Below are 24,028 nucleotides of genomic sequence, written 5' to 3' on the forward strand. Positions count from 1 at the left end.
GCAAGTCTACACCCCTCGACGGGGCAGAACAAAACTCAGCAGAAACAGTGCGGCGGCCGTCACAACGATTGACGGCCCCGCCGGGGTGTCCTTGAACCACGACAGCGCCAGCCCGCCGCACACCGCGACCATGCCCAGCAGGCTCGCGCCCAGCGCCATTTGCTCCGGCGAACGGGCGTGACGCTGTGCCGCAGCCGCCGGGATGATCAGCAGCGAAGTAATCAGCAACACCCCGACGATTTTCATCGCCACCGCAATCACCACCGCGATCAACAGCATCAGCGCCATGCGCAGGCCGGCCACTGGCAGACCTTCGACCCGCGCCAGTTCTTCGTGCACGGTAACCGCCAGCAAGGGCCGCCACAGCGCCACCAGCAACACCAGCACCGCCGCCGTGCCGCCGAGAATCCACGCCAGATCGGTCGGGCTGATCGCCAGCAGGTCGCCGAACAGATAGGCCATCAGGTCGATCCGCACTTCATGCATGAAGCTTAGTACCACCAGACCGAGCGAGAGGGTGCTCGGCGCAAGAATTCCGAGCAGCGTGTCGGAGGCCAGCGGCTGACGCTGCTGCAAGGTCACCAGCAACACCGCCAGCAACAGGCAACCGACCGTCACCGCCACCGTCGGGCTGACATCCAGCAAAAAGCCCAGCGCCACACCGAGCAACGCGGCGTGGGACAGGGTATCGCCGAAATAGGCCATGCGCCGCCACACCACGAACGAACCCAGCGGGCCTGCCACCAGCGCCAGTGCCAGACCTGCAAGCAGGGCATACAACAGAAAATCAGCCATGCTTGCAGTGGTCTCCGTGAACATGGGGTTGCCCGGAAACCGGGCCTTTGACCACCGAACCGTGCAGGTCGTGGGCGTGGTCGTGATGGTGGTGATAGATCGCCAGGCTTGGTGCATTCTTGCCGAACAGCTCGACGAACGCCGGATCGCCGCTGACCTGCTCGGGATGCCCGGAGCAGCAGACGTGACGATTGAGGCAGACCACCTGATCGGTGGTGCTCATCACCAGATGCAGATCATGGGAGACCATCAACACACCGCAGCCATGGCGGTCGCGCAGGCGGGTGATCAGGCTATAAAGCTCGGCCTGCCCGGCAACGTCGACGCCTTGTACCGGCTCGTCGAGCACCAGCAGTTCCGGTTCACGCAGCAATGCCCGAGCGAGCAATACGCGCTGCATTTCACCGCCGGAAACACTTTGCACCGGGCTGTCGATCACATGTTCGGCGCCGACTTCCTTCAACGCAGCCAACGCTCGCGGACGATCAACCCCCGGCACCAGACGCAGAAAGCGCAACACCGAGAGCGGCAGGGTTGGATCGACATGCAGTTTCTGCGGCATATAGCCAACGCGCAGTCTGGGCTTGCGCCAGACGCTGCCGCTGTCCGGTTTGAGCAAGCCGAGCACGGCGCGCACCAGCGTGGTCTTGCCAGCGCCGTTGGGCCCGATCAGGGTGACGATCTGCCCCGGCTCGACGCTCAATTCGATGTTGTCCAGCACGGTCTGCCCGGCAAATGTCACGGCGACCTGTTCCAGACGGATCAGCGCGTTGCTCATCAAGCCCCCTGGCAACCGGAGCACAGGCCGACCACTTCGACGGTCTGCGCTTCAACGATGAAGCCAACATCCCTGGCGCTGTTGATGATCGCGTCGCTGATCACTTTTTGTTCAAGTTCAATGGCGGCGTGGCACACCCGGCAAATCAGGAACTGGCCCTGATGCGCGTGTTCCGGGTGGACGCAGCCGACAAAGGCGTTGAGCGAAGAGATGCGGTGCACCAGACCGTTTTCCAGGAGGAAATCCAGTGCGCGGTACACGGTAGGTGGCGCGGCGCGGCGGCCGTCCTGCTCGCTGAGTACGGCAAGGATATCGTAGGCGCCCAGCGGCTTGTGGCTCTGCCAGACCAGTTCCAGCACCCGCCGGCGCAGGGCAGTCAGGCGCAGGCCTTTCTGGGCGCACAAGGTATCGGCCTCGGACAAAGCGCTGTGCACGCAATGTGAGTGGTCGTGGGGACGGCTGGCAATCGGTGTAATAGGCATGGGCGGCGACGAGTTTTGATAGAGACGTTATTATGTTACCCGTTCTCGCCTCCTAGAGTGGTCATCGTGTCCCGAATTTTTTCTGTCTTTGTGGCTTTTATCGCCAGTTTCCTGCTGATCGGTCCGGCTCAGGCCGAGGTCAAAGTGCTCACCAGCATCAAGCCGCTGCAGCTGATCGCCGCAGCCGTGCAGGACGGCGTAGCGATTCCCGAAGTGCTGCTGCCGCCGGGCGCCTCGCCGCATAACTATGCACTGCGCCCGTCCGACGTACGGAAGGTGCAGTCGGTCGATCTGTTGTACTGGATTGGCCCGGACATGGAAGGTTTCCTGCCGCGCGTACTCAATGGCCGCAAGCTGCCAAGCGTCGCGGTGCAGGATCTGCCGGGGCTGAAACTCCGGCATTTCGCCGAAGACAACCATTCCCACGCCGAAGAAACCGACGACCATGATCACGACCATCGCCCCGGCTCGCTGGATGCCCACCTGTGGCTGTCACCGGTGAATGCGCGGGTGATCGCCGAAAAAATGGCCGCCGACCTGAGCGCTGCCGACCCAGCCAATGCCGAGCGTTATCAGCACAATGCCAAGGCATTCGATGAGCGTCTGGATGCCTTGGATCAACGCCTGAAACAGCGCTTGGCCAGTGTCGAGGGCAAGCCTTACTTCGTGTTTCACGAGGCGTTTGATTATTTCGAAGACGCCTACGGCCTGAAGCACGCCGGGGTCTTTGCTGTCGCCGCTGAAGTGCAGCCGGGCGCCCAGCACGTCGCGGCGATGCGCACCCGTTTGCAGGAAGTCGGCAAGACCTGCGTGTTCAGCGAACCACCGCTGCGTCCGCGTCTGGCGGAGACGCTGGTCGCCGGCCTGCCGGTGAAACTGGCCGAACTGGATGCACTGGGTGGTTATACGCCGGCGACGGCTCAGGGTTATGAGCAGATGCTGGAGAAGTTGGGGAATGATCTGGCCGGGTGCCTGGAATCGCTCTAACGCCGCAATCCTTGTGGGAGCGAGCCTGCTCGCAAAAGCGCTGGGTCAGTCAACATTCATGCTGAATGGACCGCCGCATTCGCGAGCAGGCTCGCTCCCACAGGTTCGGGTTGCTTTCAGAATTGATTCAAAGGGCGAAAGGCAACGGTGTATTGACCTGCTGCCGCTGCGCCAACCGCTGCTCGAATTCCTGCGGGTCGTGAATCAGCACATCCTGCCCGGCAAACTGTTCGGCGGCTATCAACCGCGACAGCCAGAACCGTACACAGGCCACGCGCAGCATCGTCGGCCACAACTCGGCTTCCGCCGCGGTGAACGGGCGCAGCGCCGCATAGGCGCCGAGGAACGCGCGGGCACGCGGCCCGTCGAGCACGCCGTCTTCGTTCGAACACCAGTCATTCAAGGCAATCGCCACGTCGTAGAGCATCGGCCCCGAGCAGGCGTTGTAGAAGTCGATCAACCCGGTCAGGTGAGTGCCTTCGAACATCGCGTTATCGCGAAACAGATCGGCGTGAATGTTCGCCCGCGGCAACGCCAGAATCCGCTCCTTCTGCACGGTGATTTCATCCAGAGCCTTTTGCAGCAGGGTTTGCGGTTCACCGCTCAGGTGCGACAGGAACTCGCCACCCTCCTCCAGCATCCAGTCCAGGCCACGATCGGTCTTGCGCTTGATCATGCGCTCGCCCTGAGTCGCCAAGTGCAGATGTGCCTGCAACTCGCCGACCTGCGCGCAATGCTGGGCATTGGCGACCTTGATGTGCTTGCCGGCCAGACGCGGTTGCAGCAATGCCGGTTTGCCTTTCAATTCGCGCAAGGCCACGCCGTCCGTGGTGCGCAGCGCGTAAGGCACCGGCAGATCGGCTTCGTGCAGCACATCGAGCAGGTCGATGAAAAACGGCATCTCCTGCACCGGCCCGCGCTCGACCAGGGTCAGGACAAATTCGCCCTGCTCCAGGCTGATGAAGAAATTGGTGTTTTCGCTGCCGGCGGCGATCCCCTGGAAATCAAGCAGACGGCCGAGCCCGTAAGGGGCGAGAAAGGTTTCCAGCTCGGGCCGAGCCAGGGGCGTGAACACAGACATGGTTAAAAACTGCTCAGTTCAGGCGTCGCGGTCAGGCGACGCCGATTAAAAGTCGGGAATCTTACTTCCAGGTAAAGATTTCCCACGACGGAATCAGCATATCCGGCTGGTCAGATCGGATGTAATTGGCGTCCGAACCATCGGCGCGCACCAGGAAATACGGTTTGCCTTTCTTGGGTGTGACCTTGATCGCATAGACGAAGCCATTCCGGCTGTATTCCTGAATGGTCTTGTCGCCGTCCGTACGGATGGTGACCTCAGGGTCTCCCCCCGGCGCATCATCCGCCGCCATCGCGGCCAACGGTGAGACAGCAATCAGACCGACCAGCAGCAAGCGATTTAACGTACGCATGATAACCTTGTCCCTTTGTCGTCAACGGTCCCGCTATTCTAGCCCCGGACCCGCCGAAAAGGTTGATCCTGCTCATGAGCCAAGCCCCCCTCGTCCTGGTGGACGGTTCGTCTTACCTGTACCGCGCTTTCCACGCGCTGCCACCACTGACCACGTCCAAAGGCCTGCCGACCGGTGCGGTCAAGGGCGTGCTGAACATGCTCAAGAGTCTGCGCAAGCAGTACCCGGACAGCCCGTTCGCCGTGGTGTTCGACGCCAAGGGCGGGACATTTCGCGATGAGATGTACGCCGAATACAAGGCCAACCGCCCGAGCATGCCCGACGACATGCGCGTGCAGATCGAGCCGCTGCACCAGAGCGTGATCGCCCTCGGTTTCCCGCTGCTGTGCGTGGACGGCGTCGAGGCCGACGACGTCATCGGCACCCTCGCCCGCAGCAGCGCGGCGGCGGATCGCCCGGTGATCATCTCCACCGGCGACAAGGACATGGCGCAGCTGGTCGACGGCCACATTACCTTGGTCAACACCATGTCCGGTAGCTCGATGGATGTGGAGGGCGTGAAGGAGAAATTCGGCGTCGCTCCAGAGCAGATCATCGATTATCTGGCGCTGATGGGCGATTCGTCCGACAACATTCCGGGCGTTCCCGGCATCGGCCCGAAAACCGCGTCCGGCCTGTTGGTCGGGGTCAATGGCGGCCTGACTGAGCTGTACGCCAACCTCGACATCGTCCCGAGCCTGCCGATTCGCGGCGCCAAGACCCTGCCGGCCAAGCTCGAAGAGCACAAGGAGATGGCATTCCTCTCCTACCAACTGGCGACGATCAAGATCGACGTGCCGCTGGATATCGGCCTCGACGATTTGCAGATGGGCCCGGAAGACCCAGCCAAGCTGTACGAGCTGTACACCCTGCTGGAATTCAAGAGCTGGCTGAACGATCTCGATCGCGACGCCAAGCGCCTGGAACTGAGCGCGGCGGCCGAACCGGCGCCCGCGCATGATCTGTTCAGCGCGGCCGCCGCCGAGGCACCCGCCGCGCCTGCTGAGGCCGCGTACGAAACCATCCTCGATCAGGCGCGCTTTGACGTCTGGCTGGAAAAACTGCGCAACGCCAAGCTGTTCGCCTTCGACACCGAAACCACCGGCATCGACGCGCAACAGGCGCAACTGGTCGGCCTGTCGTTTGCCGTACAGGCCAACGAAGCCGCCTATATCCCGCTGACCCACTCCTACATCGGCGTGCCGGAGCAACTGGATCGCGACAGCGTGTTGCGCGCACTGAAACCGATTCTCGAAGATCCGGAGAAGCTGAAAGTCGGCCAGCACGCCAAGTTCGACATGAACATTCTGGCCAATTGCGCCATCGGTGGTGATCAGAACGAAGGCATCAGTGTGCGCGGGATTGCCTACGACACCATGCTCGAGTCCTACGTGCTCAACTCCACCGCGACCCGTCACGACATGGACAGCCTCGCGCTGAAATACCTGGACCATACCACCGTGAGCTTCCAGGACATTGCCGGCAAAGGCGCCAAGCAGCTGACCTTCGACCAGATCGCGCTGGAACAGGCCGGGCCGTATGCCGCCGAAGACGCCGACATCACCCTGCGCCTGCATCAGGCGCTGGTGGAAAAACTCAATGCGATTCCGAGTCTGGCCAGCGTGCTGACCGATATCGAAATGCCGCTGGTGCCGGTCCTGGCGCGCATCGAGCGTCAGGGCGCCTTCGTCGACGCGGAATTGCTCGGCATCCAGAGCATCGAGCTGGGCAACAAGATGGTCGCGCTGGAGCGCGAAGCGTTCGAAATCGCCGGTGAAGAATTCAATCTCGGTTCGCCGAAACAGCTAGGCGTGATCCTTTACGAGAAACTCGGCCTGCCAGTGCTGAAGAAGACCGCCAAAGGCCAGCCGTCCACCGCCGAAGAAGTGCTGGCGAAACTCGCCGAGGACGATCACCGCTTGCCGAAGGTGCTGATGGAGCACCGTTCGATGAGCAAGCTGAAAAGCACCTACACCGATCGCCTGCCGGAGCAGATCAACCCGCGCACCGGGCGTATCCATACCTCGTATCATCAAGCCGTGGCATCGACCGGTCGCCTGTCTTCCAGCGATCCGAACCTGCAGAACATTCCGGTACGCACCGCTGAAGGCCGACGCATTCGCCAGGCCTTTGTCGCACCGAAAGGCTACAAATTGCTGGCGGCGGACTATTCGCAGATCGAACTGCGGATCATGGCGCACCTGTCGCGCGACGAAGGCCTGATGAACGCTTTCCGCAACAACCTGGACGTGCACACCGCCACCGCTGCCGAAGTGTTCAAGGTCGAGTTGCATGAAGTGAGTTCCGACCAGCGTCGCAGCGCCAAAGCAATCAACTTCGGTCTGATCTACGGCATGGGCGCGCAGAAACTGGGCAAGGACATTGGCGTCGATACCAAGACCGCCAAGGCCTACATCGAAACCTACTTCGCCCGTTATCCGGGGGTTCGCGAGTACATGGAACGCACCCGCGCGCAGGCGGCGGATCAGGGCTACGTCGAGACGTTCTTCGGCCGTCGCCTGTACTTGCCGGAGATCAACTCCAACAAGCCGCAGGAACGCGCCGCCGCCGAGCGCACGGCGATCAACGCGCCGATGCAAGGCACCGCCGCCGACATCATCAAGAAAGCCATGGTCGCGGTGGACAACTGGCTGACGACGTCCGGGCTCGATGCCCGGGTCATCCTGCAGGTGCACGACGAACTGGTGCTGGAGGTGCGTGAGGATCTGGTCGAGCAGGTCAGCGCCGAGATTCGTCAGCACATGAGCGAAGCGGCGACACTGGATGTGCCGTTGCTGGTTGAAGTCGGTGTGGGCAATAACTGGGATGAGGCGCACTGAGGCGCGTGTCTTGCCGCGACCGAGGTCGCGGCAAACCCCCTGAAAACGGGCTTAGACCTGAACGCGCTGCAACCTATTCCAAACTTTTCGAAAAAAATCTGAACTAATCTGGCGACCGAACACTCAGAGGTACTGAATGGCTGGTGAAGCCCTTCGATGCTCCTATGTTGTGTTAAGTGTTGGCAGATATCTGAACCCCGCCCTAGCGGTTCGGAACTTGAACCCCGGAATTCGACCTCCCCACTGAATCCCGGGGCTTTTTTTTGCCAAAAATCGGCTGTAGCGCGGCCATGCTGCGTTAAAAGTAGCGCTAAAAATGCTCATTTAGGTCCCCTAAAGCCGAGCGCGCCCCCGGCCGTTTTAGCGCTACTTTTGCCTTGCCTGGCCACACTACAACCAATTTTTCCCCATTCTGAATTTACTCGGCAGCGGCCTCGGTGTTTTTGTCTGCCAGTTCCATCCAGTCGGCCAGGACGGTGTAGGCCTCTTCCAGGCCCATGCGTTTGGGGGCGGAGAACAGCTGGATGGTGATGGAGTCGCCCCAGCCTTTGCGGATTTCCGACTGTACTTTCAGCAGCGTGTTTTTTGCCGCGCCGTAGGTGAGCTTGTCGGCCTTGGTCAGCAGGATGTGCATCGGCATGCCGGCAGCGACGGCCCAGTCGAGCATCAGCAGGTCGAAATCGGTCATTGGATGGCGGATGTCCATCATCAGGATCAGACCCTTCAAACTCTCCCGACCACCGAGGTAAGCCTCCAGGTGACGCTGCCAGTGTTGCTTGAGCGGGATCGGTACTTTTGCGTAACCGTAGCCCGGCAGGTCGACCAGACGCCGATCATCGTCTAGCTTGAAGAAATTCAATAGCTGTGTGCGACCCGGGGTTTTCGAGGTCCGCGCCAGGCTGGCGTGGGTCAAAGTGTTCAGTGCGCTGGATTTACCGGCGTTTGAACGACCGGCAAATGCCACTTCGAAGCCTTCGTCGTCAGGGCATTGATCGACTTTGGCGGCACTGAGCATGAACGTGGACTGTTGGCACAGGCCGAGGATGGGATTCTTGAGTTGCATGGGATTTCCGATGTGGGCGGCGCCGGGATTGGGCGCGGAACGCGGTGTCGCTTCCGTTTCAGTGACGCCAGTATATAATGCCGCAGATTTTGTGTGTGCTTTGTCCCAGCGAAGGATGAAGTTCACGAGAGCGACGAACCTTGATTGCGCATTAGAACGCAGATCGCTCTCAACCCTGAAAAGGTCGTTTTATGACGAAATGGCTGCTGGCTGCCGGAGTCTTGATGCCGCTTTACAGCGCACAGGCTACACAGGATCCGGAAGCAGTGTACAACCGTGTTTGTGGTGCCTGTCATTCCGGCCAACTACCCATGGCGCCCGCAAGAGGCGATCAGGAAGCTTGGACGCCGAGGTTGGCGAAAGGTATGGGGACGCTGGTGCAACACGTGACCCAGGGTTTCAAGGCGATGCCGCCGCGTGGTTTGTGCATGGACTGCAGTGCCGAGGATTACCAGGCCATCATCCTGTGGATGAGCGAGAGTAAACCCGGTCCATAACTTAACCCTTAGCCGTAGTTGGATTAGCTGATGAACAAACTGATCGTGAGTCTGCTGTTGACCGTGGGAATTTCAGGCTTCGCCCATGCTGCCGGCGATGCCGCAGCAGGCCAGGCAAAAGCGGCCGTATGCGGAGCCTGCCATGGCCCGGACGGCAACAGCATGGCACCCAACTTTCCGAAGCTGGCCGGGCAAGGCGAACGCTACCTGACCAAGCAACTGAAAGACATCAAGGATGGCAAGCGGGTCGTGCTGGAAATGACCGGTTTGCTGACCAACCTCAATGATCAGGACCTGGCTGACCTCGCGGCGTACTTCGCCAGCCAGAAAGGCAGCGTCGGCGCCGCCGATCCGAAGATCGTCGCGCGCGGTGAAGGGCTGTTCCGTGGCGGCAATCTGGACAAAGGCTTGCCGGCCTGCACCGGCTGCCACTCGCCGAACGGTTCTGGCAACGCCGCCGCCGGTTTCCCGCATCTGGGCGGCCAGCACGCGCAATACATTGCCAAGCAGCTGACCGACTTCCGCAAGGAAGACGGCGGCCGGGCCAACGACGGTGACGCGATGACCATGCGCACCATCGCCCGCAAGCTGAGCGACGAAGACATCGCGGCTGTTTCCAGCTACATCCAGGGCCTGCACTGAGGCCTGGTTTCGAGCGTTGAGCGAGGCGCGCATCTGCGGCAACGTTAACGCTCGATTAATCCGTCGCAGCAAGTATAAAAAGGGTGGCTTTGGCCGCCCTTTTTTGTGGCCGCTGCCGTTACACTACAGCACTCATGCCCGCCAGGACCTGTCTGAAAACAGGTCGAGCGAGGCGACCCAAATTGTTCAGGAGTAAAGCATGCGTAATCTGATCATCAGCGCCGCCCTTGTCGCTGCCAGCCTGTTCGGCGTCACCGCCCAGGCCGCTGAAACCCCTGCCGCCCCTTACACGGTATTGGAGAATCCGGTTCCGGTTGCAGAGCCTGGCAAGATCGAAGTGGTCGAGCTGTTCTGGTATGGCTGCCCGCACTGCTACGCGTTCGAGCCGGTGATCAATCCCTGGGTTGAAAAACTGCCTTCCGATGTCAACTTCGTGCGTATCCCGGCGATGTTCGGCGGCCCTTGGGACGCTCACGGCCAGATGTTCCTGACCCTCGAAGCCATGGGTGTCGAGCACAAGGTTCATGCGGCGGTGTTCAACGCGATCCAGAAAGAACACAAGAAGCTGACCGACAAGAACGACATGGCTGACTTCCTCGCCACGCAAGGCGTGGACAAGGACAAGTTTCTGGCCACCTTCGATTCGTTCGCCATCAAAGGCCAGATCGTCAAGGCTCGTGAACTGGCCAAGAAGTACGAAATCACTGGCGTTCCGACTATGATCGTCAACGGCAAATACCGTTTCGACATCGGCTCGGCCGGTGGTGCCGAACAAGCGCTGAAACTGGCTGACGATCTGGTCGCCAAAGAGCGAGCGGCGACCAAGGCGGCTGCCAACTAAGCGCGGCCATCGCCATGCGCCGCTGGAAGTCTGAACGCAGTGTTGGCCTGCATGATCCGCAGGTCAACGAGCATCATCTGGCGTCTACGGGCTTGCCCGCAGACCAGCGTCTGCGTTTGCTCAGTTTCAACATCCAGGTCGGCATTAGCACCGAGCGCTATCGGCATTACCTGACCCGCAGCTGGCAGCACCTGCTGCCGCACACCGGGCGCTCGGGCAATCTGCAAAAGATCGGTGAACTGCTCGGCGACTTCGATCTGGTCGCCCTGCAGGAAGCCGATGGCGGCAGCCTGCGTTCGGGCTACGTCAATCAGGTCGAACATCTGGCCCAGCTCGGCGCCTTCCCCTATTGGTATCAACAACTCAACCGCAACCTCGGCCGACTGGCCCAGCACAGCAACGGCGTGCTCAGTCGCCTCAAGCCGTGGGCGATTGAAGATCACCCGCTGCCCGGCCCGAAAGGTCGCGGCGCGATTCTGCTGCGCTTCGGCGAAGGCCCGGAAGCGCTGGTGGTGGTGATGATGCACCTGGCCCTTGGCGCGCGTACGCGCAGCCTGCAACTGGCCTATATCCGTGAGCTGATCGGTGGCTACAAGCATCAAGTGTTGATGGGTGACATGAACACCCACGCCAGCGATCTGCTGCAAAACTCGCCGTTACGCGATCTTGGCCTGCTGGCCCCGCAGGTGGAAGCGACCTTCCCCAGCTGGCGTCCTCAGCGCTGCCTTGATCATATTCTGCTCAGCCCGACCCTGACTCTGGAAAAGGTCGAAGTGCTGGCACAACCGATTTCCGATCACCTGCCGGTCGCGGTAGAGATTCGTCTGCCGGGTTCGCTCACGGCCGATGCATTGCCCGCGTTGAGTCCTGACCTTCGCGGAAGCCCTGAATGAGCGACGACGCCCAACGCTGGAAAGAGAAATACCTCAAAAGCATCGAACAACAGGACAAGCTCGAACGGCGCTGGGCCGCCCGCCTCGACTTGCTGCGCCGCGGTCTGGTACGCAGCACCCTGGCGGCGGAAGGCACCGACAAGGCGGTCGATCAGTGCATGAAAGAGATGCGCGATGTGGTGCGCACTGACGACATGGACGCCGGCCTCGCCGCCCTGCTGCCACGCCTGGAAAAAGCCGTGCTCGACTCCGAGCAGCGCCGGGAAACCCGTATCGAACAGGTCAGCACCGCACTGACGTCGCTGGTCACGCAGCTACAGGCGTTGCCGCTGCCGCGTGAAGTCGCGCAACCCTTGAAGAAATTCGCCAAGCAACTGGACGGCCGCGTCAGCTCGGCGCGGGAAATGCCGCTGTTGCTCAGCGAACTGAGTGGCTTGCAAGGCAAGGCGTTGAGCCAGCTGGAAACCCCGGCAGAACCCGGACGTCCGGGCTTGCTGCAACGTTTGTTCGGCAATCGCGATAACCCGCAGACGCCGACGCCAGAACAAGCTACATCGACCGCAGAGGTTACGCCGCCCATCCAGGCCGAAGCAGCCGCACAGCCCGAACCCGAGCTGGTACCACCAGTTCCGACCGCGCCGATGACAGTCGCGCCCGCTGCCACGATCAGTGCGCCGTCTGACGAAACGCCCCTGCCGGCAGCGCAGAGCCCAATAGAACCGGAGGAAGTGGTGGCTTTCGTGCCGCCCACGGTTGCCAGCGATGTCGCCGCTCATCCGACCGAGCCGCCAGAAAAGCCCTTCGAACCCGTGCCCGTGTTCGCCACGGCTGCCGTTCAGCCGCCCGCCGCGGTCAACCCCGACGAACTGATTCATCCCGGCGACCCGGTGCCGCTGATCCTCGACAGTCTGCCGCTGCCCGAGCCGATCGCCCAGGCCTTGGCCGCGATCGACCCGGAGCAGTCGGAGCATGACATCCTGTTTGCCCTGCCAGACTCTCCGGAGCCGTCCTATAGTTCGGTCGCCCGGCACATCGAAGACACCCTGATCGGCCTGCTTGACGATCTGACCCTGCCGGAACGCCATCGCCCGCAAGCCGAAGCGATGCGCGATCGGCTCAAACATGGTCTGAACTGGTACGAACTGATCCCGATCCTCGACGATCTCGCCACATTGATGCTGGCGATCACTGACAGCGGCCAGCATGAGTTCGAAGCATATCTGCAGCAACTCAATGAACGCCTCGAAGCCTTTCAGAGCAACCTGCAAGCCGCCAGCGACGGCCACGCCGACAACAGCTCGGCAGCGCGGGCGATGGACACGCAGATCCGCGAGCAGGTCGACGGCCTGCAGACCAGCGTGCAAGAGGCGGCAGACCTGGACGACCTCAAGCAAGTGCTGGAAAACCATCTTGAAGGCCTGCTCGGCACCATGGACCAGCACCGCCAGCAGCGCGACGCCCGCGAACAGGAAGTGGCGGCGCGGCTCAAAGGCTTGTCTGAACGGGTGGCGCATATGGAGCAGGAAGCCTTGGGCTTTCGCGAACATCTTGAAGAGCAACGCCAGAAAGCCCTGATCGACCCGCTCACCGGCCTGCCCAATCGCGCGGCCTGGAGCGAACGCCTCGAACACGAAATCAAGCAATGGCAGCAGCACGGCAACACCCTGAGCCTGGCGATGCTCGACCTTGATCACTTCAAACGGATCAACGACAGCTATGGCCATCTGGCCGGTGACAAAGTGTTGAAGATCATCGCCACGGTGTTGCGCAAACGCCTGCGCGGCTCTGACTTCATCGCGCGTTTTGGCGGTGAGGAATTCGTTCTGCTGCTGCCCGCCACACCGCCAGCGGTCGGTGCGAAACTGCTGGAGGGGTTGCGAGCGGCAATCGAAGCCTGCCCGTTTCACTTCAAAGGCGAGCGCGTGACGATCACCCTTTCCATGGGGCTCGCGTCATTCAGAGCCGGAGAACATAGCGACGCGGTGCTGAAACGAGCCGATCAGGCGCTGTACCGGGCAAAAAATGCAGGTCGCAATCGAGTCGAGCTGGGCTGAACAAATTGTTCCATTTTGTTTATTTGCCTCGCTGACCGTTGATACATGGGGCATTACGTTACACTGTTGCATTATCGTCTCCCGCGTACTCTTCTCTGCCATGAAATTTTTCGCCCTTATCGCTTCGTTGCTCGTCCTGGCCGGTTGCGCCAGCGGCCCGCGTTACGACACCAGCCACCCTTCGGCCAACTTCGACAGCCGCATCCAGTTTGTGGTTGTTCACTACACTTCGGCCTCGCTGGAGCGGTCCCTGCAACTGCTGACCCACGGTGAAGTCAGCAGTCATTACCTGATCGGCGACGACAAGGGCGGCACGATCTACAAGCTGGTGGACGAGAACCAGCGCGCCTGGCACGCCGGCGAAAGCCAGTGGCAGGGCCGCACCTGGCTCAACTCCAGCTCGATCGGCATCGAAATCGTCAATCCCGGTTTCAAGGACACCCCAACCGGGCGCCTCTGGTACCCCTACAGCGAAGCGCAGATTCAATCGCTGATCGCCCTGCTCAAGGACATCAGCAAGCGCAACGGTATCAGCCCGCAGCACATCATCGGTCACAGCGATATTGCGCCGCTGCGCAAACTCGATCCGGGCCCATTGTTCCCATGGAAGCGTCTCGCCGCTGAAGGCCTTGGCCGGTGGCCGAACGAACAAGCGGTGGTGCGTCAGCAAGCAATATTCAACAACGGCGAGCTGCCAAGCATCAGCTGGTTCCAGGCACAGTTGGCGCGTGTGGGCTACGACACTCCGCAAACCGGCGAACTGGATATCGCCACCCGCCACGTCCTCGCGGCGTTTCAAATGCACTATCGCCCTGCGCGCTTCGATGGCACGCCGGACGCGCAAACCGCGGCGCTGCTGCTGGTCCTCAATCAGACAAAATAATGACGCCCGCCCGACGGTCAGGGCAGATTCACAATCAGCAGCTATAACTCATTGGTAATTCTTCGGATATCCCCTGATGGCTGCTACCCGAGAGACGCTGCGTAGCTGGTTTTATCGCCCGGTGTTTTTGGCGATGATCGCGGCTGTCCTCAGTGCCGGCCTGCTGATTGCCGGCGGAATGTTCGTGGCGATGCGTCAAGTCGAGCAGAATGAAAGCCAGGAAATGAACGCCCAAGGCGAGCGTTTTCTGGTGCGCCTGGAACAGCTGTTCGGCCAGTTGCGCGAAAGCCTGGACGATCTTGAAGCTCAGCCGTTGCGCAGCTGCGACGATGAAATGATCGCCACCCTGCAACAAGTCACCTTCAACTATCGCTTCGTGTATGAAGCGGCTTACATGGACGCCTCGCGCACCTGCTCCAACCGCCCGCGCCAGGAAGGCCTGTCGAGTGCGCGCGCGCCGGACATCACAGGCCCGACCTACAGCTATTGGCTGAACACCACCACAGAACCTGATGAGAACCGCGCGGCGCTGATGCTCGGGCGCGGCAATTTCCGCGTGGCCACCTCGCGCGGGCACCTCACCGACATGGTCGACCTGTCGCCCGGCAGCAGCCTGTTGGTAGTACTCGATCACGGCACCCGGGCCATCCCGGTGCTGGGCCAGGCGCAGGCATGGCCGCCAACCGAACCGTGGCCGCTGAAAGCCAGCGCGGCCTTGCAAGTCACGCAAACCCGCCTGATCTACCGCATGCCCACAGACAACCCGGAATATCAGCTGGTGTTGATCGCGCCACGCACCGGCATGCACATTCCCGTCGTATGGTGGTGGGTGATCCCGCTGTGCGTGGTGCTCGGCGCCTTCGTTGGCTTCTGCGTGTTCTTGCTGGTGCGCCAGCGCCAGTCCCTCGATGCCGAGCTGCACGGCGCGATTCGGCGCGGTGAGTTGCAGGTGCTCTATCAACCGATCTTCGATCTCGACAGCCGCAACTGTGTCGGCGCCGAAGCCCTGCTGCGCTGGCGACGACCGGACGGCACGCTGACCAGCCCCGATCTGTTTATTCCGATGGCGGAAAACACCGGGCAGATTCGGCAGATGACCGACTTCGTCCTGCAGCGCTTGCTGGAGCAACTGGGGCAGTTATTGCGCGCCAATCCGCAGCTTTATATTTCGGTCAATCTGGCTGCCTGCGACGTAATGGTGCCGAGGGTCGGACAGGTCATGGCGCGTCTGCTGGCCTTGCACCGGGTCGCGGCGCGGCAGATTGCTTTCGAAGTTACCGAACGTGGCCTGATCGATGTGGTGGTGGCACGGGAGAATCTGCAAGCCTTGCGCGATGTCGGCCATCAGGTCCTGATCGACGATTTTGGCACCGGCTATTGCAGCCTTGCCTATCTGCAAACATTGCCGGTGGACTGCCTGAAGATCGACAAGGCGTTCATCGATGCCCTCGGCCATGACGCGGCAAGCAGCGGCGTTGCGCCGCATATCATTCATATGGCACAGGCGCTGGATCTGAAGGTGATTGCCGAAGGCATTGAGCTGGAATCACAAGCGCAATTGCTCAGCAGTGAGGGGGTGAAGTTCGGCCAGGGCTGGCTGTTCGCTCATGCACTGAGCGCGGTGCAGTTCATCGAACTGATCACCCGTGGCCGTCGCCTCGCCGGGCGGCGCATGGACGACGAAGCCTAGAAACACACAGGTACCTTCAAAGAATGCCTAAACGGCAAGAGCCATATAAAACTGCGTACCCTGCCCCGGCCGCGAATACACGCCCATGCGGCCGCCGTGCAGCTGGACAATTTCCTTGCACAGCGCCAGCCCGAGCCCGGCGCCGCCCTTCTTGCGGCCGACCTGCACGAACGGTTCGAAAATTCGCCCCTGCTGGCCGTACGCAATGCCTTCGCCATTGTCTTCGACACTGATGATCACCCGCTCGCCGTGCCGACGCGCCTGCAAACGGATCTGCCCGTCGCGCGCGGTGTGACGCAGCGCATTGTCGATCAAATTGTCGAGGACCCGATCCAGTTGTGCCTGATCGGCCTGCAAGCGCGGCAACGGTCCCTGCACTTCGACCTTCAAGGCAATGCCTTTGGCCTCTGCCGCCTCGGCGAAGCGCAATTGCGCCTGTTCCAGCAGGTCCTCGATGGAGCATGGTGCGAGCGTGAGTTTCTGCAAGCCGTTCTGGTAGCGCGAGAAATTGAGCAGGTCGTTGATCAACTGCATCAGCCGCTGCATCTCCTCGTTGACCGTGTCGAGCAAGTCGGCTTCGCGGGACTCTTCGGGGAACTTCGCCCGCTCGCGGAACAGGCCGAACGCCATGTGCATCCCGGTAACCGGCGTGCGCAACTCGTGGGAGGCGCGCAGGACGAACTCGCTGCGCACCCGTTCGAATGCACGCTGCTCGGTGACATCGTGCAGCACCATCACAGCGCCCAGGATGTGCCCTTGGGTATGGCTGACTGGCGTCAGGCTGTAGGTGAGCAAGCGCGATTCGCCGTCGACTTCGATGCTCAGATCGTCTGGCGCGCGCTCAAGGGTGCCGCCGCGTAATACCAGTTGCAGCTGCGCATCCAGCTCAGGCCGCCCGAGGGCGGTGCCCAGGCCTTGACCGAGACGGTCATCCTCCCAGCCCAGTTGCCGCTGCGCGACTGGATTGAGGTGCTCCAGTTGCCCTTGGCGATCAATCATCAGCAAGCCGTCATCGATACTGTCGAGGACCGCCTGCAAGCGTTGCTGCCCGGCCAGCAGCTCATCGACGTTGGTCGCCTGGTGCTCGCGCAAGGCCTCGGCCATCTGGCCGAAACGTTTGGTCAGCTGATTCAGTTCCAGCGACGAGGACACCGGCAGGGTCACGTCGTATTTGCCTTTGCCGATTTCGTCCGCCGCTTGCGCCAGCGCTTCGATCGGCGCGCCAAAACGCCGGGCTACGCCGTGGGCCGTGACAAATCCGATAATCAGTACGGCGAGTCCGACCAGCCCGAGCAGGCCAGCGATCAACAGGGCGCGATCACGCGCGTCGTTCTGTACGCCGTTGATTTTATCCAGTGCGTGTTTGTGTTCGGTGATCAGCCCGTTTCGGAGAATATTGAAGCGCTCTCGGAAATCGGCGCTGGAGCTTGCGGCGTTGCTCGGGTCACGCGACAGGTCGAAGGCTTGCAGGAAACTCAGGTAGTCGGCCTTGGCCTGGCTGAAGCCGTACTGGCGCTCTTCATCGTGCTGCTCCTTGGCGATACCTTCGTCGAGCAACTGGAAGTAATGCTGTTTGGAGGCCTCGAACGCGACGGGATCAGGCTTTTCCGCGAGCATGATGATCAGTTGATCGCCCAAGGTCTGACGCAACTTGAGCCCCAGCTCAAGGGTGACGAAGTTGCTGCGCACCAACGCTTCCTGCGTTCCGGCCATCTGCATCACGCTGACCAGCCCGAGCAACAGCCCGAGCAAGGCCACGGTGATCAGCGCGGAAATGCTCAGGAACAAACGGGTCCGCAACTTCATCGCCAGTTTCATCGTCGGGCGCTCACAGGTTGTACTGCTTGCGCTTGCGGTACAGGGTCGAGGCGTCGATACCCAAGGTCTTGGCGGCTTGGTCGAGAGTGCCGGCGGTGGCGAGGACGGCGCCGATATGAGCTTTTTCCAGTTCGTCGAGGCTCAGTGCGGCGCCGACCCGTGGCGCGTTATTGGCCGGTTGCTCGGCCATGCCGAGGTGGCTGATTTCCACACGTTCCTGCGGGCAAATGATGCTGGCCCGCTCGACCACGTTGCGCAGCTCACGGATGTTGCCGGGCCAACGGTAGCCGAGCAGCGCCTCGCGGGCCTCGTCGCTGAAACCACGCGCCGGACGCGCATATTCTTTGACGAAACGCGCCAGGAAGCGGTCGGCCAGGGTCAGGATGTCCTCGGCACGCTCACGCAAGGGCGGCAGATGCAGCGTAATGACGTTGAGGCGATAGAGCAGGTCTTCACGAAAGCGCCCGTCGCGCACCATGTCTTCGAGGTTGAGGTTGGTTGCCGCGAGAATCCGCACATCCGCGCGGCGGGTGACCGGGTCGCCTACCCGTTCGTATTCCTTGTCCTGGATGAAACGCAGCAGTTTCGGCTGCAATGTCAGTGGAAAATCGCCGATCTCGTCGAGAAACAGCGTACCGCCGTCAGCCTGATTGACCCGGCCCAAGGTGCTTTCGCTGGCGCCGGTAAACGCCCCGCGGCTATGGCCGAACAGTTCGCTTTCCATCAGCTCGGCGGTCAGTGAAGGGCAGTTGATGGTTACGCAGGATTTCTTCTCGCGCTTGCTCCAGCCGTGAATGGCGCGGGCCAACTCGCCCTTACCGGTACCGGATTCGCCGAGAATCAGAATATTGGCATCGGTGCTGGCGACCTGGCGGGCCGTCTCAAGCACAACCTTCATCGCCGGGCTGTGGGAGTCGAGGCCGTCCTTGGGTTTGCGGATTTCGCCTTCCAGCGCTTCGAGGCGAGCCGACAGCCGACGCACTTCCAGTTGCTTGGCGGTGGCCAGACGCAACTGGTCGGGGCTGCACGGTTTCACCAGATAATCCGCCGCGCCCGCCTGAATGGCATCCACCGCGGTGTCGACAGCCGAGTGCGCGGTAACAATGACTACACGCATCCAGGGCGCCTGAATGCGCATTTGCGCGAGCACATCGAGGCCGTTGTCTTCGCCCAAGCGTAAATCAAGGAAGCACAGATCGAACACCTGACGTTGCAGCAATGCCTCGGCCTGAGCCGCGCTGTTGGCGGTGGCCACCGTATAACCTTCGTCTTCGAGGCAATAACGGAAGGTACGCAGGATGGCGGATTCGTCGTCCACCAGCAGAATGCGGCCTTGATGCTCAGTGGCAGATTCCATTTTTCCTACGCTCCATAGTGATTGGTCTTGGGTTAGTCCCGGAAAAATCGGGCAAGTTGCATGGTTTATTCTGAACGATGCCAGCCATAGGAGGGTAGCCCTCTCCAGCCGATACGGCCAATACGTTGATTTTATTGATTTTTTAATCCGCCACCGGTTTGCAGGGTTTCTCCTGCGTACATCTCTGACATCTGCGGCGTGCTCTTCATTCCGTAAGACCGAAATCTCCTACGAAATAATCGTGCAATCCGCACGACGCTGGGTAACCCCATCGTGCAGGATGCGTCGCGAAGGCTTTTTCAAATATCTGTAACTCGTTGTTTTTAAAGATGTTTCTGAACGTTGAAAAACTGGCATGCAGGCTGCAATACCTGTTTCAGCCCGGGCAGATCAGCACTGCCCCAACCGAACAAGAGTGAGGAACCCAGGATGACTCGCCAACGTGCCGCCCACATGCGTCTCTCGCCACTGCATATCCAGCAAGGTCTGTTCGCTGTGCTGGCGCTGCTGATCACCCTGATCGCCTGCCAGCAATACCTGCGCTGGGAAAACAGCCAGCAGCCGGAAGCGCCACTGGTGTCGATGCAGCATGCGACGCAGAGCCATTTCAGCGCCGTCAGCAGCACTCAGGACGAGCGCGCCACGATGCGCATGATGGAAGTCGATCAGGCCCAACCGCTGGATCAACTGCCTCGCGAAGAACGTTGGGTTTTCTGACTCGCTAAAACCGATTCGGGCGCGTCGCGCCGGAACACGTAACACCCCTAAATAGAGAAGTAAGGAGAATCACCATGTTGAGCTGGGCAATTACATTCTTGATCATTGCCATCATCGCCGCCGTACTGGGCTTCGGTGGTATCGCGGGCACCGCCACGGGTATCGCCAAGATTCTCTTTGTCGTGTTCCTGGTGATGTTCATCGCTTCCTTCTTCTTTGGCCGTCGCGGCCGAGGTTAACGATGACAGTCTTGAAGACGCTGGCCGCCGCCCTGCTTCTGGGCGGGAGTGCCATGGCGATGGCGGCCAATGACGGCCAGACGCGGGTCAACGAGTTGCTCGCGTCCGATGCGCAATACCGGGAAACCTGGGAAGGCGTAATCAAAAAGGAAGAGCGCGTACCGGAATGGGTGATCAACCTCTCCGGCACCTCGGAGCAACAGATGCACGCCGTCACTGAAGACGGCGACAAATATCTGGTGGGCCCGCTCTGCGAAAGTCAGGACAAATGCCTGAACCATCGCTTGATCGTCGCCTTCAGCTTCGACAAGGACGACGCCTACGCCATGCTGGTCGATGTGCCGGAAGGTCTGCCGCAGGACAAGTCGCCGACGCGACATGCCACCTACCGCTTCTTCGGCAAACCCGACCAAGGGATGCAGGATCTGCTGATGGAAACCCTGAAGAAAGATCCGAAGTGGTACTGATTCGAACATGAAGGCAGCAGCCCTGCTGCTTTCCATTGCGCCCACCCGAGGAGGGTCGGTGCATGACCAGGGGGCCGGGACGTTCTGACTGTTGCAGGGTCGGAGTGACCTACGGGTACAGGGAGTGCCTGCGCGAGGGCCGGGTCAGGGTAAGTAAAAGCTGCGTCGCAGGTTCGTCGGCCGATCATGGCTCGACGGACTTGCGCTGAGCTTCCCCACCCGCAAAAAGCTTGATCCAGCGCGCCCTTCACAGCCTTTTTATCGTCGACACTGCGCGTGTAAATATTACGCGGTGTTTCCTGACGACCGTATATCGATAAAGAAACCGTTTAAACAGTGGGACTTCTAGTCTCCTCACGTAGGCTTTTTCGCAAAATTTCTGCCGATATTTTTCCCACGCAAATCGACCGATCTACGCTGGAATGGCCGGTTCACGGCACTTATAGCGGCTGAAATGTCACAATCGAACCGGTTGGGACGCCAGTTTCAATTGAAAAAGCTCATGCCGATTCGGCATAGGGTAGGCGGTTACGGCATTAGACGGCGCAACCTTGCATCGGAATAGTTGCGCCTTTTTTCGCCTGCCGAAGAGCCGTAAACACGCGCTTCGGGGCACCTTATACGGAGGCAGATGCACAGACTTTTCCGCTGATGAGCGTTCCAGTTCCTGCATGTGCCTGAGTCAAACGCAAGTAAGGGTAAAGATAATGAAGAAGGCAAAGCTTAGCCTCGCCTGGCAGATCCTCATCGGTCTGGTATTGGGGATTGCAATCGGTGCGTTGCTCAACCACTTCAGTGCCGAAAAGGCGTGGTGGATCAGCAACGTCCTGCAACCGGCAGGCGATATCTTTATCCGTCTGATCAAGATGATCGTCATCCCGATCGTCATTTCTTCCCTGATCGTCGGCATTGCCGGCGTCGGCGACGCCAAGAAGCTCGGGCGTATCGGCCTGAAGACGATCATCTATTTCGAGATCGTCACCACGATTGCTATCGTCGTCGGCCTGCTGCTGGCCAACCTGTTCCATCCGGGTGCCGGCATCGACATGAGCACGCTGGGCACGGTGGATATCTCCAAGTACCAGGCGACCGCCGCCGAAGTACAACATGAACATGCGTTCATCGAGACCATCCTCAATCTGATCCCGTCGAACATCTTTGCGGCCATGGCCCGCGGCGAGATGCTGCCGATCATCTTCTTCTCGGTGCTGTTCGGTCTCGGCCTGTCGAGCCTGCAGTCGGACCTGCGCGAGCCGCTGGTGAAGATGTTCCAGGGCGTCTCGGAAAGCATGTTCAAGGTCACCCACATGATCATGAACTACGCGCCGATCGGTGTGTTCGCGCTGATCGCGGTGACCGTCGCCAACTTCGGCTTCGCCTCGCTGCTGCCGCTGGCCAAACTGGTGATCCTGGTTTACGTGGCCATCGCCTTCTTCGCCTTCGTGGTGCTGGGCCTGATCGCCAAGATGTTTGGCTTCTCGGTGCTGAAGCTGATGCGCATCTTCAAGGATGAGCTGGTGCTGGCCTACTCCACCGCTTCCTCGGAAACCGTGCTGCCACGAGTAATCGAGAAGATGGAAGCCTACGGCGCGCCGAAAGCCATTTGCAGCTTCGTGGTGCCGACCGGTTACTCGTTCAACCTCGACGGTTCGACCCTGTATCAGTCGATCGCGGCAATCTTCATCGCCCAGCTGTACGGCATCGACCTGTCGATCAGCCAGCAATTGCTGCTGGTGCTGACCCTGATGGTCACCTCCAAAGGCATCGCCGGCGTACCGGGCGTGTCCTTCGTGGTGTTGTTGGCGACTCTGGGCAGCGTCGGTATTCCGCTGGAAGGCCTGGCGTTCATCGCCGGTGTCGACCGTGTCATGGACATGGCCCGTACCGCGCTGAACGTGATCGGTAACGCCCTGGCAGTGCTGGTGATCTCGCGTTGGGAAGGCATGTATGACGATGCCAAGGGCCAGCGCTACTGGAACTCCCTGCCGCACTGGCGCAGCAAGGAAAAATTGCCGGTGGGCGAAATCTCGAAAAATTAATGCCAGACCCTGTGGGAGCTGGCTTGCCAGCGATGAGGGTGGCACATTCAACCTATTCGCTGAATGACACACCGCCATCGCGGGCAAGCCCGCTCCCACAGGGATCACCGCCAGCCGTTATAAACAAACCCCGGAGCAATCCGGGGTTTGTCGTTTCTGGCCACCCCGCTATCATTCGCGGCATTCTTCGGGGGATTTGACTGATGCTTAATGGCCTGTGGCTTGGCTTCTTCATCGTGGCAGCCGTGTCGGCGCTGGCGCAGTGGCTGATCGGCGGCAACGCCGGGATTTTCGCGGCGATGGTGGAAAGCATCTTCGCCATGGCCAAGCTTTCGGTCGAAGTCATGGTGCTGCTGTTCGGCACCCTCACCCTCTGGCTGGGCTTTTTGCGTATCGCCGAGAAGGCTGGAATTGTCGAATGGCTGGCCAAAGTGCTCGGGCCGCTGTTTCTGCGGCTGATGCCGGAAGTCCCGCGCGGCCACCCTGCCCTCGGCCTGATCACCCTGAACTTCGCCGCCAATGGTCTGGGCCTCGACAACGCCGCGACGCCGATCGGCCTGAAAGCCATGAAGGCGCTGCAGGAACTCAATCCCAGCGCCACCATCGCCAGCAACGCACAGATCCTGTTTCTGGTGCTCAACGCCTCCTCCCTGACCCTGCTGCCGGTGACGATCTTCATGTACCGCGCCCAGCAAGGCGCGCCCGACCCGACTCTGGTGTTCCTGCCGATCCTGCTGGCGACCAGTTGCTCGACCATCGTCGGTTTCCTCTCGGTGGCGTTCATGCAGCGTCTGCGCATCTGGGACCCGGTGGTACTGGCCTACCTGATCCCCGGCGCCCTCGCCCTCGGCGGCTTCATGGCCCTGCTCGGCACCCTTTCGGCTACCGCACTGGCGGGATTGTCGTCGATCCTCGGCAATCTCACGCTGTTCGGCTTGATCATGCTGTTTCTGGTAATTGGCGCGCTGCGCAAGGTCAAGGTCTACGAAGCGTTCGTCGAAGGCGCGAAGGAAGGCTTCGACGTGGCGAAGAATCTGCTGCCGTATCTGGTGGCGATGCTCTGCGCGGTGGGCGTGTTGCGGGCATCGGGCGCGCTGGATTTCGGCCTCGACGGTATCCGCCATCTGGTCGAGTGGGCCGGTTGGGACACGCGCTTCGTCGATGCATTGCCGACGGCGATGGTCAAACCGTTCTCCGGCAGTGCCGCGCGGGCGATGCTCATAGAAACCATGCAGACTTCCGGCGTAGACAGCTTCCCGGCGCTGGTGGCGGCGACGGTGCAGGGCAGTACCGAAACGACGTTTTATGTGCTGGCGGTGTATTTCGGCGCGGTGGGGATTCAGCGCGCACGGCATGCGGTAGGGTGTGCGTTGCTGGCGGAGTTTGCCGGGGTGGTGGGCGCTATCGCTGTCTGCTACTGGTTCTTCGGCTAAACACAGATCCCATTGTAGGAGTGAGCCTGCTCGCGATAGCG

The 24,028-nt window shown here is 60.8% G+C and carries 22 protein-coding genes; 14 read left to right on the forward strand and 8 right to left on the reverse strand.

Annotated elements, in window-relative coordinates; genetic code table 11:
• Positions 1–6: 6 nt before the first annotated feature.
• From znuB to J3P93_RS27165, 3 genes are read right to left on the reverse strand one after another with little or no spacing between them, the layout of a single operon-like run.
• Entirely contained in the window at positions 7–795 is a 789-nt protein-coding gene (znuB, locus tag J3P93_RS27155) for a zinc ABC transporter permease subunit ZnuB (protein ID WP_434593873.1), read from the reverse strand.
• Positions 788–1,573, reverse strand: coding sequence for a zinc ABC transporter ATP-binding protein ZnuC (gene znuC / locus J3P93_RS27160; RefSeq protein ID WP_434593875.1), 786 nt, complete (start codon positions 1,571–1,573; stop codon positions 788–790). Before znuC ends, znuB begins: the two co-directional genes overlap by 8 nt.
• The gene (locus J3P93_RS27165; RefSeq protein WP_090287953.1) at positions 1,573–2,055 is read right to left on the reverse strand and encodes a Fur family transcriptional regulator; all 483 of its coding nucleotides are present in this window, start codon (positions 2,053–2,055) and stop codon (positions 1,573–1,575) included. Before J3P93_RS27165 ends, znuC begins: the two co-directional genes overlap by 1 nt.
• 66 nt (positions 2,056–2,121) lie before the next feature.
• Between J3P93_RS27165 and znuA the strand changes: the two genes are divergently transcribed.
• The gene (gene znuA, locus J3P93_RS27170) at positions 2,122–3,042 is read left to right on the forward strand and encodes a zinc ABC transporter substrate-binding protein ZnuA (RefSeq protein ID WP_434593879.1); all 921 of its coding nucleotides are present in this window, start codon (positions 2,122–2,124) and stop codon (positions 3,040–3,042) included.
• A 127-nt stretch (positions 3,043–3,169) separates the two neighbouring features.
• On the opposite strand, the gene J3P93_RS27175 is transcribed toward znuA, so the two are convergent.
• Both J3P93_RS27175 and J3P93_RS27180 read right to left on the reverse strand, forming a co-directional pair.
• Positions 3,170–4,123, reverse strand: a complete 954-nt coding sequence (locus tag J3P93_RS27175) for a homoserine kinase (protein WP_434593882.1) — start codon at positions 4,121–4,123, stop codon at positions 3,170–3,172.
• A 61-nt stretch (positions 4,124–4,184) separates the two neighbouring features.
• Complete coding sequence (locus J3P93_RS27180) at positions 4,185–4,475, reverse strand: DUF2782 domain-containing protein (protein ID WP_090287949.1); 291 nt, start codon at positions 4,473–4,475, stop codon at positions 4,185–4,187.
• 74 nt (positions 4,476–4,549) lie between these two features.
• Between J3P93_RS27180 and polA the strand changes: the two genes are divergently transcribed.
• The gene (gene polA / locus J3P93_RS27185) at positions 4,550–7,354 is read left to right on the forward strand and encodes a DNA polymerase I (RefSeq protein ID WP_434593885.1); all 2,805 of its coding nucleotides are present in this window, start codon (positions 4,550–4,552) and stop codon (positions 7,352–7,354) included.
• 418 nt (positions 7,355–7,772) lie between these two features.
• Here polA and yihA read toward each other — a convergent pair whose 3' ends face one another.
• Positions 7,773–8,417, reverse strand: a complete 645-nt coding sequence (yihA, locus tag J3P93_RS27190) for a ribosome biogenesis GTP-binding protein YihA/YsxC (RefSeq protein WP_056791221.1) — start codon at positions 8,415–8,417, stop codon at positions 7,773–7,775.
• A gap of 191 nt (positions 8,418–8,608) precedes the next feature.
• Here yihA and J3P93_RS27195 point away from each other — a divergent pair, with 191 nt between their 5' ends.
• The 7 genes from J3P93_RS27195 (at position 8,609) to J3P93_RS27225 (ending at position 15,917) form a co-directional block, all read left to right on the forward strand.
• Positions 8,609–8,914: a c-type cytochrome gene (locus J3P93_RS27195; protein WP_016772347.1), complete on the forward strand. Its 306-nt coding sequence runs from the start codon at positions 8,609–8,611 to the stop codon at positions 8,912–8,914.
• A 30-nt stretch (positions 8,915–8,944) separates the two neighbouring features.
• Entirely contained in the window at positions 8,945–9,556 is a 612-nt protein-coding gene (locus J3P93_RS27200) for a c-type cytochrome (RefSeq protein WP_434593890.1), read from the forward strand.
• A gap of 199 nt (positions 9,557–9,755) precedes the next feature.
• Complete coding sequence (locus J3P93_RS27205) at positions 9,756–10,397, forward strand: thiol:disulfide interchange protein DsbA/DsbL (protein WP_434593893.1); 642 nt, start codon at positions 9,756–9,758, stop codon at positions 10,395–10,397.
• A gap of 14 nt (positions 10,398–10,411) precedes the next feature.
• Positions 10,412–11,290: an endonuclease/exonuclease/phosphatase family protein gene (locus tag J3P93_RS27210; protein WP_434593896.1), complete on the forward strand. Its 879-nt coding sequence runs from the start codon at positions 10,412–10,414 to the stop codon at positions 11,288–11,290.
• On the forward strand, positions 11,287–13,344 hold the full coding sequence (locus J3P93_RS27215) for a diguanylate cyclase (protein WP_434593899.1): 2,058 nt from the start codon (positions 11,287–11,289) through the stop codon (positions 13,342–13,344). The genes J3P93_RS27210 and J3P93_RS27215 overlap by 4 nt, the downstream gene beginning before the upstream one ends.
• A gap of 100 nt (positions 13,345–13,444) precedes the next feature.
• A complete protein-coding gene (locus tag J3P93_RS27220; RefSeq protein ID WP_434593902.1) occupies positions 13,445–14,227 on the forward strand; it encodes an N-acetylmuramoyl-L-alanine amidase in 783 nt (260 codons plus the stop codon).
• 76 nt (positions 14,228–14,303) lie between these two features.
• The gene (locus J3P93_RS27225; protein WP_434593905.1) at positions 14,304–15,917 is read left to right on the forward strand and encodes an EAL domain-containing protein; all 1,614 of its coding nucleotides are present in this window, start codon (positions 14,304–14,306) and stop codon (positions 15,915–15,917) included.
• A gap of 27 nt (positions 15,918–15,944) precedes the next feature.
• On the opposite strand, the gene J3P93_RS27230 is transcribed toward J3P93_RS27225, so the two are convergent.
• Both J3P93_RS27230 and algB read right to left on the reverse strand, forming a co-directional pair.
• Positions 15,945–17,735, reverse strand: a complete 1,791-nt coding sequence (locus J3P93_RS27230; protein ID WP_093096328.1) for an ATP-binding protein — start codon at positions 17,733–17,735, stop codon at positions 15,945–15,947.
• A 10-nt stretch (positions 17,736–17,745) separates the two neighbouring features.
• The gene (gene algB / locus J3P93_RS27235; protein ID WP_093096334.1) at positions 17,746–19,092 is read right to left on the reverse strand and encodes a sigma-54-dependent response regulator transcription factor AlgB; all 1,347 of its coding nucleotides are present in this window, start codon (positions 19,090–19,092) and stop codon (positions 17,746–17,748) included.
• 429 nt (positions 19,093–19,521) lie between these two features.
• On the opposite strand from algB, the gene J3P93_RS27240 reads away from it, so the two are divergent.
• From J3P93_RS27240 to J3P93_RS27260, 5 genes are all read left to right on the forward strand, one after another.
• Positions 19,522–19,809, forward strand: coding sequence for a hypothetical protein (locus J3P93_RS27240; protein WP_093096338.1), 288 nt, complete (start codon positions 19,522–19,524; stop codon positions 19,807–19,809).
• A 74-nt stretch (positions 19,810–19,883) separates the two neighbouring features.
• Entirely contained in the window at positions 19,884–20,048 is a 165-nt protein-coding gene (locus J3P93_RS27245; RefSeq protein WP_003177151.1) for a DUF1328 domain-containing protein, read from the forward strand.
• Between the two features lie 2 nt (positions 20,049–20,050).
• Positions 20,051–20,515, forward strand: coding sequence for an inhibitor of vertebrate lysozyme family protein (locus J3P93_RS27250; protein ID WP_434593909.1), 465 nt, complete (start codon positions 20,051–20,053; stop codon positions 20,513–20,515).
• Positions 20,516–21,222: 707 nt separating this feature from the next.
• Positions 21,223–22,554: a glutamate/aspartate:proton symporter GltP gene (gene gltP, locus J3P93_RS27255; RefSeq protein ID WP_434593912.1), complete on the forward strand. Its 1,332-nt coding sequence runs from the start codon at positions 21,223–21,225 to the stop codon at positions 22,552–22,554.
• 203 nt (positions 22,555–22,757) lie between these two features.
• Entirely contained in the window at positions 22,758–23,987 is a 1,230-nt protein-coding gene (locus J3P93_RS27260; protein WP_434593915.1) for a nucleoside recognition domain-containing protein, read from the forward strand.
• Positions 23,988–24,028 lie beyond the last annotated feature (41 nt).

This window comes from Pseudomonas sp. R3-57 (assembly GCF_051132065.1).
Classification (GTDB): domain Bacteria; phylum Pseudomonadota; class Gammaproteobacteria; order Pseudomonadales; family Pseudomonadaceae; genus Aquipseudomonas.